Annotated in this window: 14 protein-coding genes; 13 read left to right on the forward strand and 1 reads right to left on the reverse strand. The window is 67.6% G+C overall.

Annotation, left to right across the window (positions count from 1 at the left end):
* The first annotated feature begins 89 nt into the window (after positions 1–89).
* The 4 genes from BLW27_RS08455 to BLW27_RS08470 are packed head-to-tail and all read left to right on the forward strand — an operon-like array spanning position 90 to position 3,347.
* Positions 90–545: a GNAT family N-acetyltransferase gene (locus BLW27_RS08455; RefSeq protein WP_089882156.1), complete on the forward strand. Its 456-nt coding sequence runs from the start codon at positions 90–92 to the stop codon at positions 543–545.
* Complete coding sequence (locus BLW27_RS08460) at positions 542–1,942, forward strand: DUF2927 domain-containing protein (RefSeq protein ID WP_425429283.1); 1,401 nt, start codon at positions 542–544, stop codon at positions 1,940–1,942. Before BLW27_RS08455 ends, BLW27_RS08460 begins: the two co-directional genes overlap by 4 nt.
* Entirely contained in the window at positions 1,939–2,103 is a 165-nt protein-coding gene (locus tag BLW27_RS08465; protein WP_089882159.1) for an apolipoprotein acyltransferase, read from the forward strand. Before BLW27_RS08460 ends, BLW27_RS08465 begins: the two co-directional genes overlap by 4 nt.
* Before the next feature lie 59 nt (positions 2,104–2,162).
* Entirely contained in the window at positions 2,163–3,347 is a 1,185-nt protein-coding gene (locus tag BLW27_RS08470) for a vWA domain-containing protein (protein WP_089882162.1), read from the forward strand.
* A gap of 21 nt (positions 3,348–3,368) precedes the next feature.
* Here the strand turns inward: BLW27_RS08470 and BLW27_RS08475 are convergent, their stop codons facing one another.
* Positions 3,369–3,902 (reverse strand): PAS domain-containing protein, encoded by a 534-nt coding sequence (locus BLW27_RS08475; protein WP_089882164.1) that lies wholly within the window; start codon positions 3,900–3,902, stop codon positions 3,369–3,371.
* Positions 3,903–3,979: 77 nt separating this feature from the next.
* Between BLW27_RS08475 and BLW27_RS08480 the strand changes: the two genes are divergently transcribed.
* The 9 genes from BLW27_RS08480 (at position 3,980) to BLW27_RS08520 (ending at position 15,444) form a co-directional block, all read left to right on the forward strand.
* Positions 3,980–7,450: a chemotaxis protein CheB gene (locus BLW27_RS08480; protein ID WP_089882166.1), complete on the forward strand. Its 3,471-nt coding sequence runs from the start codon at positions 3,980–3,982 to the stop codon at positions 7,448–7,450.
* Complete coding sequence (locus tag BLW27_RS08485; RefSeq protein ID WP_143042223.1) at positions 7,419–7,778, forward strand: response regulator; 360 nt, start codon at positions 7,419–7,421, stop codon at positions 7,776–7,778. Before BLW27_RS08480 ends, BLW27_RS08485 begins: the two co-directional genes overlap by 32 nt.
* Positions 7,779–8,148: 370 nt before the next feature.
* Entirely contained in the window at positions 8,149–8,952 is an 804-nt protein-coding gene (locus BLW27_RS08490; RefSeq protein WP_089882170.1) for a lytic murein transglycosylase, read from the forward strand.
* A gap of 116 nt (positions 8,953–9,068) precedes the next feature.
* Positions 9,069–10,178 carry an alkene reductase gene (locus tag BLW27_RS08495; RefSeq protein WP_089882172.1) on the forward strand — a complete coding sequence of 370 codons (1,110 nt, stop codon included), beginning with the start codon at positions 9,069–9,071 and terminating at the stop codon, positions 10,176–10,178.
* Between the two features lie 174 nt (positions 10,179–10,352).
* Entirely contained in the window at positions 10,353–11,081 is a 729-nt protein-coding gene (locus BLW27_RS08500; protein WP_245710817.1) for a GntR family transcriptional regulator, read from the forward strand.
* Positions 11,082–11,105: 24 nt separating this feature from the next.
* Complete coding sequence (gene ligM, locus BLW27_RS08505; protein ID WP_089882175.1) at positions 11,106–12,509, forward strand: vanillate/3-O-methylgallate O-demethylase; 1,404 nt, start codon at positions 11,106–11,108, stop codon at positions 12,507–12,509.
* A gap of 114 nt (positions 12,510–12,623) precedes the next feature.
* On the forward strand, positions 12,624–13,601 hold the full coding sequence (locus tag BLW27_RS08510; protein ID WP_089882176.1) for a TRAP transporter substrate-binding protein: 978 nt from the start codon (positions 12,624–12,626) through the stop codon (positions 13,599–13,601).
* Positions 13,601–14,143, forward strand: a complete 543-nt coding sequence (locus tag BLW27_RS08515; protein WP_089882177.1) for a TRAP transporter small permease — start codon at positions 13,601–13,603, stop codon at positions 14,141–14,143. The genes BLW27_RS08510 and BLW27_RS08515 overlap by 1 nt, the downstream gene beginning before the upstream one ends.
* Entirely contained in the window at positions 14,140–15,444 is a 1,305-nt protein-coding gene (locus BLW27_RS08520) for a TRAP transporter large permease (protein ID WP_089882178.1), read from the forward strand. The genes BLW27_RS08515 and BLW27_RS08520 overlap by 4 nt, the downstream gene beginning before the upstream one ends.
* Position 15,445 lies beyond the last annotated feature (1 nt).

Below are 15,445 nucleotides of genomic sequence, written 5' to 3' on the forward strand. Positions count from 1 at the left end.
CGCGCCGCGGCATCCCGCGAAAGCGCGAGAGTCTGTCGCGCCGCCTCCGCAAGTCGCCTATCGTCGATCCAGCCAAGAGGGACTCGCCCATGACGAAGCCATCCGCACTCGGGATCCGCCCGCTGACTCCGGAGGACGCGGCGGCGTGGCGCGTGCTCTGGACCGATTACCTCGCCTTCTACGAGACGCGGCTGGACGAGTCCGTGAAGGACGCGACCTTCGCCCGCCTGCTGGACCCGGCCGAACCCGCGATGAACGCGCTGCTGGCGGAACTCGACGGCAAACCCGTCGGGCTGGTGCACTACATCTTCCACCGCCATTGCTGGCGCATCGAGGACGTGTGCTACCTGCAGGACCTCTTCACCGCCCCCGAGGCCCGCGGCCGCGGCGTCGCCCGCGCGCTGATCGAGGCGGTCTACGCCCGCGCCGACGCGAACGGCACTCCGCAGGTCTACTGGACGACGCAGGAGTTCAATCACACCGCCCGCGCGCTCTACGACAAGGTCGCGCGCCTGACTCCCTTCATCAAGTACCAGCGCCCATGAGCGCCCGGCAGCTCCTTGCCCCGGCGCTGGCGCTGGCGGCTGCCCTGTCGCTGACCGGCTGCGCCGATCACGAGGCCGGGGAAGTGGCCAGCCGCGCGCGTCCGGCCGCAACGGCGCCCGCCCTGCCCGCGATGAAAAGCTTCCGCGTCGCGCGGCCCCATGCCTCTCAGGGGTCCAACACCGACCTGGCGCGCGATTTCCTCGACCTCGCCTTCGCGCTGGAATCGGGCAGTCCGCTGCCAAGCATGACCCGCTTCGAGGGGCCGATCGCCGTGCGCCTGACCGGCGCGCCGCCGCCCTCGCTCCGGGCCGACCTGACGCGGCTGCTCGCGCGTCTGCGGACCGAGGCCGGCATCGACATCCGCCAGACCCGCCAGGGCCCCGCGCAGATCACCATCGAGGCCGTGCGCCGCGACGACATCCGCGCCGCCCTTCCCGACGCGGCGTGCTTCGTCGTGCCCAACATCGCCTCGCTCGACGAATACTTCCGCGCGCGCGGCAGCGACCGGACGCGCTGGTCGCTGCTGCGCCGGCGCGAGCGGCTTGCGATCTTCCTGCCCGCCGATGCCAGCCCGCAAGAGGCCCGCGACTGCCTGCACGAGGAACTGGCCCAGGCCATCGGCCCGCTCAACGACCTCTACCGCCTGCCCGACAGCGTCTTCAACGACGACAATTTCCACACGGTCCTGACCGGCTACGACATGCTGATGCTGCGTCTCTACCACGACCCCGCGCTGGCCAACGGCATGACCCGCGCGCAGGCCGCCGCCCGCCTGCCGGCGATCCTGGCGCGGCTGAACCCGCAGGGCGAGGGGCGCGCGCCCCGCGGCCTGCCCGCCACGCCGCGGGCCTGGATCGGCGCGATCCAGACCGCGCTCGGCCCCGGCGCGCATCCGGTCGACCGCCGCCGCGCCGCGCGCGACGCCGTGCGCATCGCCACCCAGGCGGGGTGGCGCGACCATCGCCGCGGGTTCTCGCATTTCGCCCTCGGCCGGCTGATCCAGGGCATCGACCCCACCGGCGCCGAGCGTCAGTTCACCCTGGCCCTGCGGCATTTCGGCAGCGGGCCGGACACCGCCCTGCACCGGGCCCACGCGGCGGCGCAACTGGCCGGCCACGCGCTGGCGCGCGGCGACGGCGACGCCGCCCTTGCGCTGCTCGCCCCGTACATGACCGTCGCGGCCGAGGCCGAGAATGCCGCGCTTCTGGCCACGCTGATGCTGCTGCGGGCCGAGGCGCTCGAGATGACCGGCCGCGTCTCCGAGGCGCGCGCGGTGCGGCTGGACAGCCTGGGCTGGGCGCGATACGGCTTCGGCCCGGACTGGGCGGTGCGCGCCAAGCTGCACGAGATCGGCGCGCTGCCCCCGGAGGACCGCAAGAGCAGGGGCGCGTCATGATCATATTGCTGGGCATCCTCGGCGGCGCGATCGCCGGCGCACTCGTCGCCCGCCGCCGCAAGGGCAACGCCGCGGACATCGCCCAATACGCGGTGGTCTATGCCATCGCCTTCGGGCTGCTGGGCTTCATCGTCACCATCGTCATCGAACGGTTGCTGTAATCCGCCCGGTGATCGCCCCGCCCATTGCCGCCACCCTCGCACGCCCCTAGGCTGCGACCATGTTCGTTCCCTTCTTCGAGACCCTGCGCAAGGCCGGCGTGCCGGTATCCCTGCGCGAATACCTCGCCTTCCTCGACGGGATGGCGGCGGGACTCGCGACCTACGACGTCGACGCGTTCTACTACCTCGCGCGGACCGCGATGGTGAAGGACGAGCGTCACATCGACCGCTTCGACCGCGCCTTCGCGCAGACGTTCTCCGGGCTCGAGGCGATCACCGCCGGCGACGTGCTGGACGCGGTCGACATTCCCGAAGACTGGCTGCGCAAGCTGGCCGAGAAACACCTGTCCGACGCCGAGAAGGCCGAGATCGAGGCGCTGGGCGGCTTCGACAAGCTGATGGAGACGCTGAAGGAGCGCCTCGCGGAACAGCAAAAGCGCCACCAGGGCGGCAGCAAGTGGATCGGCACCGCCGGCACCTCGCCCTTCGGCGCCTACGGCTACAACCCCGAGGGCGTGCGCATCGGCCAGCACGAAAGCCGCCACCGCCGCGCCGTGAAGGTCTGGGACAAGCGCGAGTTCCGAGACCTCGACGACAGCGTCGAGCTGGGCACGCGCAACATCAAGGTCGCGCTCAAGCGCCTGCGCCGCTGGGCGCGCGACGGCGCGGCCGAGGAGCTGGACCTCGACGGCACGATACGCTCGACCGCGCATAACGGCTATCTCGACGTCAAGACGCGCCCCGAGCGGCGCAACGCCGTGAAGGTGCTGCTGTTCTTCGATATCGGCGGGTCGATGGACGACCACGTCGCGGTGGTCGAGGAATTGTTCAGCGCCGCCCGCGCCGAGTTCAAGCATCTCGAACACTGGTATTTCCACAACTGCCTGTACGAGGGCGTGTGGCGCGACAATCGCCGCCGCTGGGACGCGCAGACGCCCACCTGGGAGGTGCTCAACACCTTCGGACCGGACTACAAGTGCATCTTCGTGGGCGACGCAAGCATGAGCCCTTACGAGATCGCCTATCCGGGGGGCGCCAACGAGCACTGGAACGCGGAGGCCGGCCAGACCTGGCTGGAACGCGCGCGCCGGCAATGGCCGGACCACCTGTGGATCAACCCGGTCCCCGAGAAGCACTGGCAATACACGCCCTCGATCGGGATGATCCGCGAGATATTCGACGACCGCATGGTGCCGATGACCCTGGACGGGCTGGACCGCGGGATCCGGATGCTGGCGCGCTGAGCGCGACCACGGCCGCGCCTTTCAGCGGCGGCTTTCGGCCCGACGCATCCATTGCTGCACCACCTGCGAGGCCGACCGCGCTAGATGGCCGTGGTTCTCGTGGATGAGCAGGCGGTTCACCTGCTGCAGACGGTCCAGTTCTTGCTGCAACGTGCCGGCATGGGCGCTGGTGCGCCGTTCGATGTCGACCAGCCGCGTCACGTCGAATTGCGAGCCGACGAAATACTTGATCTCGCCACGTCCGGTGCGCAGCGGTTCGATGAACAGCAGGTTGTCGAAATCAAAGCCGCCGCGCGTGCGGTTGCGCAGCACCACCTGCGTCGAGCGCCCCCCCTCCAGCGCGTCTCGCAGGGTCTCGCGCGCCTCTTCGTTGGCGTGACCGTCCTGCAGGAAGCGGCAGTTGCGGTCCTGCACATCCTTGTTGGCATACCCGGTCAGCGCCTCGAAGGCCGGGTTGGCGTAGATCAGCGGATGGTCGGGCTGCATGGCGTCAGACAGCACGAGCGCGACCGAACTGCGGTGCAGGAAGTCGATCGCGTCCCTGATATCCTCCATCGCGCAATCCGCCTTTCCGCTCCGTTTCTCTGCGTGTAGGTAACTACCAACACCAGCAGCCGCGGACAAACCCAAAGATGACGCCACTCGAAGCAGCCTCCTCCTCCAAGCCTCCGGTGATCGGTATCGGCGCGTCCGCCGGTGGCCTCGAGGCCCTCCAGGAGCTGCTGTCGTCGCTGCCGGACGAGCACAACTTCGCGCTTGCCATCGTGCAGCATCTCGACCCCGACCACGACAGCCTGCTGGCGGAACTGCTGGGCAAGCGGACGCAGACGCCCGTGGTGACGGTCAACAGGACCACCCCGATCGAGGGCGGCCACATCTACCTGATCGCGCCCGGGCAGTCGCTGCTGGTCGAGGGCGACACGCTGGTTCCCGGCCCGTTCGAGATGCCGCGCGGCCGGCGGCGGCCGATCGACGACTTCCTCGACAGCCTCGCGCGGCACCAGGGGACGAACGCGGTGGGTATCATCCTGTCGGGCACCGGCTCGGACGGGACAGCGGGGATCACCGCCATCAAGGAGCGTGGCGGCTTCGTCTTCGTGCAGGAACCGGGCGACGCAAAATACGACGGCATGCCCCGCGCCGCCATCGACAGCGGCGTCAGCGACCTGGTCCTGCCCGCGCGCGAGATGGTGTCGGCGCTTCAGGACTGCTTCGAGACGCTGCCCTCGGTCGTCAACACCGTGATGTCGAACGACGAGTTCCTTGCCCGCGTCACCAAGCACGTGCGCTACCGCACCGGGCACGATTTTTCCGGCTACAAGAAGGGCACGCTGCACCGCCGGCTGGCAGTGCGGATGTCGGTGCTGGGCATCTCGGATCCCGGCATCTACGTCAAGCGCATCGTCGAATCCTCCGACGAGGCGCGGCGCCTGGTGCGCGACATCCTGATCAACGTCACCAGCTTCTTCCGCGACCGCGCCGTGTTCGACGCGATCGGCCGCACCCACCTGCCCAAACTGCTTTCCGGCCGCGGCCACAACGAGGAGTTCCGCATCTGGGTGCCCGGCTGCTCAACCGGGCAGGAGGTCTACACCCTCGGCATGCTCGCGCTCGAGGCGCTGGAGCACCTGGACGTGGCGCCGCAGATCGCCATCTTCGGCTCGGACATCGACGAGGACGCGCTGCGCATCGCGCGCCAGGGCCGCTACCCCAATTCCATCGTCGACGAGGTCCCCGAGGACCTGCTGATGAAGTACTTCCGCTCGCGCCAGGGCGGCTACGAGGTGTCCAGCAAACTGCGCGACGTGGTGCGCTTCTCGAACCAGAGCCTGGTGCGCGACCCGCCCTTCGCGCGGATCGACATGATCTCGTGCCGCAACCTGCTGATCTACCTCGACACGCCGCTGCAGCAGCGGGCGCACCGGATATTCCAGTACGCGCTGCGCGAAAGGGGCCTGCTGGTGCTGGGCAGCTCCGAAAGCCTGCCCCGCGGCGACACCCTGTTCGCCGAGGAGGACCGCACCCACCGCGTCTTCCGCCGCAAGCCCGGAGCGCCGGTGAAACTCGACCTGCCCTCGCCCGCGCGCACGCCGGCCGATCTGCCGCGCCATGCCGAGATGCACGGCGCGGCCGACCTGCTGTCGCAGCCCTTCGCCGAGACGTTGCTGAAGGAATTCGCCCCGCCCTTCCTGCATCTCAGCCCGTCCGGCGACCTGCTCTACGCCTCGGAAAACGCCGTGCGCTACCTGCAGATGAAGCCTGGAATGCCCGAGCTGCTGATCACCCGCATCGTGCGCCCCGAGATCGAGCCGACGATGCGGCGCGTGATGTCGATGCGCTCGGGCTCCGAACCCGTCACCCGCACTCTCGAGGGCGAGATCGACGGTCGGCCCATGCGGCTCGAGATCACCCGCCGGATGCTGCCCAACGACCAGCAGATCATCGTCATGCGCGACCATCTCGACCGCGCGGGCCCCGCGGATCCCTCGGGATCGGACGGCGAAACCCCCTCGGCCGCCTATGTGCACGAGCTCGAGACCGAGCTCGAGGATGCGCGCCAGACGATCCGCACGACCGTCGAGGAGCTCGAGACCTCGAACGAGGAGCTCAAGTCCTCGAACGAGGAAATGATGTCGATGAACGAGGAGCTGCAATCCTCGAACGAGGAGCTGTCGACCACCAACGACGAGCTCAACTCGAAGATCATGGAGATCCGCAAGATCAACGCGGATCTCGGCGGCTTCATCGACAGCGCGCAGATCGCCACCGTCTTCCTGGACGACGACCTGCGCATCCGCCGCTTCACGCCCAAGGCGCGCGGGATCTTCCCCTTCGGCGAGAGCGATATCGGCCGGCCGTTCAGCGATTTCGGCGGCACCGTCGACATCGACCTGCTGCGCCAGATGTGCGCCGAGGTGATCGAGACCGGCAGCGTGATCGAGGAGGGGCTGGACACTACCGACGGCACCACCAGCTACCGGGTGCGCATCGTGCCCTACAGCGCCGACGGCACCGAAGCCCACGGCGTGGTCTTCACGCTGGTCGACGTGACCGAGCTGCGCGATCTTGCCCTGGCCGCCGAACACAGCGCCGAGGAGGCCCGGCGCAGCGCGATCGAGATCGAGGCGCTCTACCACGTCAGCCCGCAGGCCATGGCGCTGCTCGACGCCGACCTGCGCTATCTGCGCATCAACCGCGTGCTGGCCGGGATCAACGGCGCGCCGGCCGAGGCGCATATCGGCAAGCGGCTGGCGGACATGGTGCCCGCGCTTGCCGAACAGGTGGTCGAGGCGGCGCAAAGCGTGCTCGACACCGGCGAGCCGGTCGAGGGTCTGCGCGTGCAGGGCCATACCGCGGGCGACGAGGACGAGCGCGTCTGGGACACCGACTGGTATCCCGTGCGCTTCGGCGGCTCGGTCGAGGCGGTCGGCCTGAACGTGCGCGACGTGACAGACCAGGTCCGCACCGCGCAGGAATTGCGCCGGGTGATGCACGAATTGCAGCACCGGGTGAAGAACATGCTGGCCAACGTGCTGGCGCTGGTCAACCGCACCCAGCGCGCCGCGACCACCGATACCGCGCTGATGGAGGACCTGTCCAAGCGCATCAAGGCGCTCGCGGGCACGCACAACCTGCTGACCCGGTCGAACTGGGTATCGGCCCCCCTGCGCGCCATTCTCGAGCCCGAACTGACGGCCATCTACGGCGACGAGCGCGTCACCCTGCGCGGTCCCGAGATCAACCTGAACTCGCGCGCGGTGCTGTCCTTCGGCATGGCGGTTCACGAATTGGCAACCAATGCCGCGAAATATGGAGCCTTCTCGAATCAGAACGGTTCGGTCTCGCTGACGTGGATGCGCCAGGACGACGGAGAACGGGACGAGTACGTTTTCAGGTGGCGCGAGAGTGGTGGGCCCCAGGTGCAACCCCCGGATGACGGCGGCTTCGGTTCGTCGCTGATTCGCTCGACAATCGAGGGTTCTCTTGAAGGAAATGTAACATGGACATGGAACCCTGACGGCCTAGAGTGCGTAATGCAGGTTCCAGTCAACGCGGTGATAGAAAACAAGAATGACGACCTCTTCGACCTCTTCCAAGTATAAGTTGCTCTACGTCGAGGACGAGGTGATCATCAGCCTTGAAACCGCCGAGACCCTGCGGGAAACCTTCGGCTTCGACGTGACGCTGGCGCATACGCTGGACGCAGCGAAACGCCAGATGGCCAAGCAGCATTTCACCCACGCGCTGCTGGACGTGAACCTCGGCCGTGGAGAGACCACGACCGAGCTCGCCCAGAAGCTGTCCGAGGATGGCGCGACGGTGGTGTTCTGCACCGGCTATTCCCGCGGCGAGTTCGACGGCATCACGCATTATCCCGTGGTCGAAAAGCCTTTCCGCGCCGAGGAACTCGCCCCCCATTTCGGCCACTGACGCTTTCGCCGCACCGGCCGGAGCAACCCGCATCACGTCCGGCCACGCCCCCTGCCCGTCCGCCCGCATGCCGTCGCGCCGATCCGCCTGCGGCGCTGCCCTGCGCTTCCGCGCGCCCTCACGATCCACCGCACCGCCTCGAGCGCCGGCAGATTCAGCCGGTCGCAGGCGCGTTCTTCGCCTGCCACTCTTGACGGAACCTGAATCCGTCTCTGCAAGCCATTGATATCGCTAAGCCGCCTTCATGTCCCACCGTGGGACACACGCAAACGCGCCCGCCCGGCCCGAAAATATCCGCTCGGAACACGCCGCCCTCGCGCGCGTTGGCAAGGCGAAAGACAAGCATCGCCAACAGAACGGAAAGAGTCCCATGCGCGCCGCGATCACCGCCTTCCTCGCCAGCCTCGCAACCCTCTCCACCCCTGCGCTCGCCGCCTCCTGCGGCAATTCCGCGTCGGGGTTCGAGCCGTGGAAGGCAGAATTCGCCCAGGAGGCCCGCAATGCCGGCGTCGGCCAGCGCGGCCTGCAGGCGCTGTCGCAGGCCCGCTACTCGCAGCCGACGATCAACGCCGACCGAAACCAGACCGGCGTGCGCTACTCGATCGACGAGTTCATCCGCATCCGTCTCGGCTCGCTCGACTCCTTCGCGGCGCAGGCCGAGCAGCGCATCGCGCGAAATGCCGGACTGTATGATGCGCTGGAACGCCGTTTCGGCGTGCCCGCCTCGATCCTGGCGTCGATCCACGGGATGGAGACGGGCTTCGGCCGCACGATGGGCTCCGAGCCGGTCGTGTCCTCGATCCTGACCGTGGCCTACGATTGCCGCCGCTCGGACTTTTTCACCCCGCACGCCATCGCGGCGCTGAAGATGGTCGATCGCGGTATGCTGGCCCCCGACCAGGTGGGCGCGTATCACGGCGAGCTTGGCCATACCCAGTTCCTGCCCGGCAACGCGCTGCGGTACGGCGTCGACGCGGACGGCAACGGCACCGTGAATTTCTACAACGCCGCTGACGCGCTGGCCTCGACCGCGAACTTCCTGCGCCAGAAGGGCTGGCAGCCCGGCGCCGGCTACATGCCCGGCCAGCCGAACTTCCGCGTACTGAACGAATGGAACGCCGCGACGGTCTATCAAGAGGCCATCGCCCGCGCCGCGCAGCGCATCGACCAGTAGCCCGCGAATGTTCCCGGGACCTGCGCCGAGCCCCTGCATAGCGGGTGTGCATCGGCGCAGGTCGTATTGCGGCGGCCGGCCGCATAGGTCCGCTCCATCACATGATGGAGGCTTCCATGACCGACCGTTCCAGGCTCTTCGAGCCCGCCAGACTTGGCGACCTGACACTGCCCAACCGGGTGCTGATGGCTCCGCTGACCCGAAACCGCGCCCATGACGACGGCACCCCCGCCGCGCTGGCAGAAACCTACTACGAACAGCGCGCCTCGGCCGGGCTGATCCTGACCGAGGCGACGCAGATCTCGGCCATGGGCAAGGGCTACATCAAGACCCCCGGCATCTACACCGACGACCATGTCGCCGCCTGGAAGAAGATCACTGACGCGGTGCATGCCGGCGGCGGGCGAATCTTCGTGCAGCTGTGGCACGTGGGCCGGATCAGCCATTCCTCGCTTCTGCCCGACGGACGCGCGCCGGTGTCGTCCAGCGACAAGGCGGCCGAAGCAATGACCTTCACCGCGAACGGGTTCGAACCGACTTCGAAGCCGGAAGCGCTGACCGAGGAGGGCATCCGCGAGACCATCGCCGACTACGTCACCGCCGCGAAGGCCGCGAAGGCGGCCGGCTTCGACGGGATCGAGGTCCATGCCGCGAACGGCTATCTGATCGACCAGTTCCTGTCCGACGGGTTGAACGACCGCACGGATGCCTATGGTGGCTCGATCGAGAACCGCATGCGCTTCCTGAACGAAGTGCTGGAAGCGGTGTCCGACGTCTGGGCCGCGGACCGCATCGGCGTCCGCCTGTCGCCGCTGGGCCAGGCCAACGACATGTCCGACAGCGGTCCCCAGGCTCACTACGGTCACGTGATAGAGGCGCTGAACGCCCGCGGCCTCGCCTACCTGCACATGGTCGAGGCATTCCCCGGATCGGAGGGTTCCACCGAGGGTCGTGCGATCATCGATGCCCTGCGGGCGAAGTGGACGGGGTTCTACATCGCCAATGGCGGCTACGACGGTGACAGCGCTGCGCAAGCCCTGGCCACGGGCCGCGCCGACGCGGTCGCCTTCGGTCGGCCGTTCATCACCAACCCGGACCTTCCCAAGCGCCTGCGCCTGCACGCACCGCTGAACGAGGGCGACGGCGACACCTACTATGGCGGCGACCATCGCGGCTACACCGACTATTCCTTTCTCGAGGGATCGGCTGCCGAAGAGGCCGCCTGATCCTTGCACAGACGGAACGGGACGAACGGCCGGCCACTGCGCCGGCCGTTCACGTTTTTCCATTCGGTATACCGTTTAGCGCCACGCGGCACGATTTCGGCGATTTGCGTCCATGATTGACCGGAGTCTGTATACAGCGTTAGAGTTCCCGCTAGGGAATGGAGGGTGCGATTCTTGGACCGCACGGATCGTAACGCGCAATTCACGCGGGCCCTCATGGGGCTGCGCTCGCTGGTGCTGAACGGCGCCTTCGCTGGCGGCGAACGGTTGCCCGAAACCAACGTCGCCGAACGGCTGGGCCTGTCGCGCACGCCGCTGCGCCAGGCAATGGACCGGCTGGTCGACGAGGGCCTTCTCGAGCGCGTCGAGACCGGCGGCTGCCGCGTCGCACGCTTCTCCATGGATGAAATCGTCGCCGCGATCGAGCTGCGCGGCGTGTTGGAAGGCACCGCCGCCAGGCTCGCGGCCGAGCGCGGCGCCGATCCGGACATGTTGCAGGCCATGGACGACCTGCTCTGCGCGCTCGATGCCGCGATCGATCCCGAACGGTTCGATTTCAAGACCTATGTCCGGCTCAACGACGCCTTCCACGACATGCTGGCCGAGATGGCCGGTTCGCAGATTGTCGCGCGCGAATGCGCGCGCGCCCGCCGCCTGCCCGCCGCCTCACCCGGCGCTTTCCTGCAGGGGCAGGACCTGATCCCGGATTTCCGCGACAGCCTGCGCCGCGCGCAGGTGCAGCACCGCGCCATCCACGACGCGATCCGCGCCCGCGAGGGCGCCCGCGCCGAGGCGCTGGGGCGCGAACATGCCCGCCTGGCGCGCACGAACCTGGAATACGTGATGACGCAGGCGCCCGACCTGGCCGACCGAGTGCCGGGCCTTGCGCTGGTCGAGACCTGAATTCTGCTGGAGGAGAAAAAGCGAATGCCTAGCCTGTCCGACGTGATGAAGCAGCACCCCAACCCGGTGCAGATGCTGCGCAACTCGAAGATCGGGATGTACGTGTATCCCGTCGTCGCGCCCGAATACACCAACTGGCGCGACGAACAGCGTGCCTGGCGCGACAGCGCGGTGCTGTTCGACCAGTCCCACCACATGGACGAGCTGATCGTCGAAGGCCCCGATGCCGAGGCATTCCTCGCGCATGTCGGGATCAACGGCTTCCACAACTTCGACACCAATCGCGCCAAGCACTTCGTGCCCGTGACTCCCGCGGGCCACGTGATCGGCGACATGATCATCTTCCGCGAACGTGAGGACAAGTTCATCCTGGTCGGCCGCGCGCCCACCGCCAACTGGACGAAGTTCCAGGCCGCCATCGGGCGCTGGAAGGTGCGGCTGCTGCACGATCCGCGCTCGCCCTCGCGCCCCGACGGTGAGCGCGTTCTGCGCACGCATTACCGCTACCAGATCCAGGGCCCCGACGCGCCCAAGATATTCGAGAAGATCAACGGCGGCCCGGTGCCGGACGTGAAGTTCTTCCACGTGGACTGGATCAACGTGGGCAACCGCCGCGTGCAGGCGCTGCGCCACGGCATGGCCGGCGCGCCGGGGCTCGAGATCTGGGGTCCCTACGCGGACAAGCACTACATCGAATCGACGATCCTTCAGGCGGCACGCGACCTGGGCGTCGACCTGCGCCAGGTGGGCAGCCGCGCCTATTCCACCAACACGCTTGAATCGGGCTGGATCCCGTCGCCCCTGCCGGGGATCTACACCGGCGACGGCATGATGCAGGAATACCGCGACTGGCTGGGCGCCGACAGCTACGAGGCAGCCGGCACGATCGGCGGCAGCTACGTCAGCGACGACATCTCGAACTACTACGTGAACCCGTTCGAACTGGGCTACGGCTTCTACATCGGCTGGAAGAAGGACGACTTCATCGGCAAGGACGCGCTGACGAAGCTGAAGGACGAACCCAACCGCAAGAAGGTCACTTTCGAGTGGAATCGCGAGGACGTGCTGAAAGTGATTGCCAGCGGGTTCGAGGACGGTGTTCCCTACAAGTGGATCGATTTTCCGCAGCCGAACTACGCCTCGTCCTCCGCCGACATGGTGATGAACGGCGACAAGATGGTGGGTATGTCCATGTTCAACGGCTACAGCTTCAACGAACGCTGCATGCTGAGCCTGGGCGTCGTCGACCAGAGCGTTCAGGAGGGCGACGTGCTGACGATGAAGTGGGGCGAGCCGGACGACACCGAGAAGACCTCGGCCGAAAAGCACCGCCAGGCGGAGATCCGGGTACGCGTCTCGGCCACGCCCTACGCCCGCGAAGCGCGCGAGAACTATGCCGACAGCTGGCGGACCAAGGCCACGGCCTGACGAACGCCTTTCCCGTGCGGTCGCGCCGGCAATGCCGGCGGGCCGCACGGGAACACGCGGAGCGGTCGCAGGGCCGCCCGCGCCCGATCTAGCGGTTACTTTGGGAGGAGAACCATGAAACTGAACCACGTTTTCGCAGGGGCCGCGCTGGCCCTGTCAGCCACGGCCGTCCAGGCCGAAGAGCTGAAATTCGCGAACTTCACGCCGCCGTTCCACACGATCAACGCCAGCGTCATCGAGCCCCTGAACGAGAAGGTCTCGGCCGCGACCGACGGTGCGCTGACCGTGCGCGGCTATCATGGCGGCGAGCTGGGCGCCGGGCCGGCCGAGCAATACGTTCGCGTCGTGCAAGGTGCCGCCGACATGGCGTGGGGCCTGCCGGGCTATACCTCGTCGCAGTTCCCCAAGACGATGATCGCCGAACTGCCCAACGCGATCCCGCTGGACAAGCCCGGCTACGAGGCGCTGTGGACGGCCTATGACGACCACCTGGCAAGCGAATTCCCCGGCACCAAACCGCTGGCGCTGTGGACGTCCGAGCCCAACATCTTCATCATGAAGGACCACGACATCCGCAGCCCCGAGGACCTCGCCGGTCTGAAGGTGCGCGTTGCCGGTGCCACCGCCGCAGACGTGGCCGAGGCGCTCGGCGCGACGCCGGTGCAGATGCCGATCAACCAGGTCTACAACGCGCTGCAGACCGGGCTGATCGACGGCGTGATCACCGGCGCCTCGACCCTGTCGGACTTCAAGCTCGACGAGGTCGCCAACAGCTACACGATCGGCGCCAACCTGGGCCGGCTGGCCTTCTATACGGTGATGACGCAGTCAAAGTACGACGCCCTCCCCGAGGACCAGCGCGCCGCTCTGGACGAGGCGTCGGGCATGAGCCTGTCGAAATCCGCCGAAGACGCGTGGAACGCCACCGCCGACGCGGCGCTGCAGGCGGCGCGTGACGCCGGCGACAACACCGTGATCGACTTGTCCGAGGAAGAGGCGAAGGCCTTTGCCGACGCGGTCGAGACCGTGGTCGACAGCTACGTGGCCGAAGTCGGCGGCGAAGACGCCCTCGCGGCGATGCGGGGCGAATAGTGCTCGCACCCTTGCGAAAAGGCGCGGACGGGCTGATCGGCCTGTCCGCCACTCTCGGCGTGATCGGCCTGATGCTGGAGGTCGGGGTGATCCTGGTCGACGTCGTCGGCCGGGCCTTCGGCCACCCCCTGTTCGGCAGCCAGGACATCGTGACCATGACGCTGGTCATCGTGGTCTTCGGCGGCATGGCCCTTTGCGACCGCGGCGGCGGGCACATTGCGGTCGACGTGCTGGAACGGCACTACCCGCCGCTGATGAACCACGCGATCGACATCGGCGCGGCGGTTCTGGGCGCGGTGATCTTCGCCATGATCGCATGGGCCGTCTGGCAGAGTGCGCAGCTCAGTCAGATGCTGAACCTGTCGACGAACCTTCTGGGCTGGCCCAAGGCCTGGTTCCAGTGGGCGCTGTCGGCGCTCGCCCTTGTGACCGCCCTGGGCATGACTTTGCGCGCGATCGAACTGATCCTCTCTGGCCGCGACGTGCGCACCGAGGACGGCGCGCGGATCGAGGACGCCCTGCGCCGGGAGGACAACGCGTGAGTATCGGCGCGATCGGCGTGACCGGCATCGTCATCCTGCTGGCGCTTCTCATCCTGCGGGTGCCGGTGGCCTTCGCGATGTTCGCGGTGGGCTTCGTCGGCATCTGGATCCTGAACGGCTGGAACGCGGCGACGTCGCTGCTGGCCTCCGAGACCTTCACTCTCGCCTCGAACCCCGAACTGGTGATCATCCCGCTGTTCATCCTGATGGGCAACGTCGCCAGCGTCACCGGCATGAGCCGCCAGCTCTACGACGCGGCCTATGCGATCATCGGGCAGGTTCGCGGCGGACTGGCCTCGGCCACGGTGATCGGATGCGGCGGCTTTGCGGCGTTGTCGGGCTCGTCCGTGGCCTCGGCTCTGACCATGGGCAAGGTGTCGCTGGCCGAGATGGATCGCTTCGCCTACGACCCGCGCCTGTCCACGGGCGTCGTGGCGGCCGGCGGCACGCTGGGCATCCTGATCCCGCCTTCGACCGGCTTCGTGATCTACGCCATCCTGACGGAACAAAGCATCGGCCGGCTTTTCCTGGCCGGCGTCCTGCCCGGCATCCTGCTGCTGAGCTGTTTCGTGCTGACCATCACCCTGCTGTGCTGGCTACGCCCCGCCTTCGGCCCCAAGGGTCCGAAGACCGACGCGAGCGAGAAGCTGCGCGCGCTGACCGGCGCGCTGCCGATCCTGGTGGTCATCGTGCTGACCATCGGCGGCATCTACGGCGGCTTCTTCTCGCCCACCGAGGCGGCGGGCGTCGGCGCGGGCGCGGTGGTGCTTTATGGCTTCGCTACCCGGCGGCTGCGCGCGCGCGCCCTGTGGATCGCGTCACGCGACAGCATCGTGACCACCGCGACGGTGATGCTGATCCTGATCGCGGCGCATCTGATCAACCCGTTCCTGGCGCTGTCGCACATCCCCACCGTCGTGGGCGAGGCGCTGGCCGCGCTGAACCTGAACACGCTGGGCACGCTGGTCGTGATCCTGCTGGTCTACCTGGTGCTGGGCTGCTTTCTCGAAGGGTTCGCCATGCTGGTGCTGACCCTGCCGATCTTCTTCCCGGTGATCATCCAGCTCGGGATCGATCCGATCTGGTTCGGCGTTCTCGTGGTACTGACGCTGGAGATGGGACTGATCTCGCCGCCGGTGGGGATCAACGTCTTCATCGTCAAGTCGGTCGCGCCGAACGTCGAGCTTGGCACGATCTTCCGCGGCGTGCTGCCGTTCTGGTGCGCGATGCTGGTGACGCTGGCGATCCTGATCGCCTTCCCGCAGATCTCGCTGATCTTGCCCGACACGATGATGAACTGAG

It is taken from the genome of Citreimonas salinaria (genome assembly GCF_900107235.1).
GTDB lineage: Bacteria > Pseudomonadota > Alphaproteobacteria > Rhodobacterales > Rhodobacteraceae > Citreimonas > Citreimonas salinaria.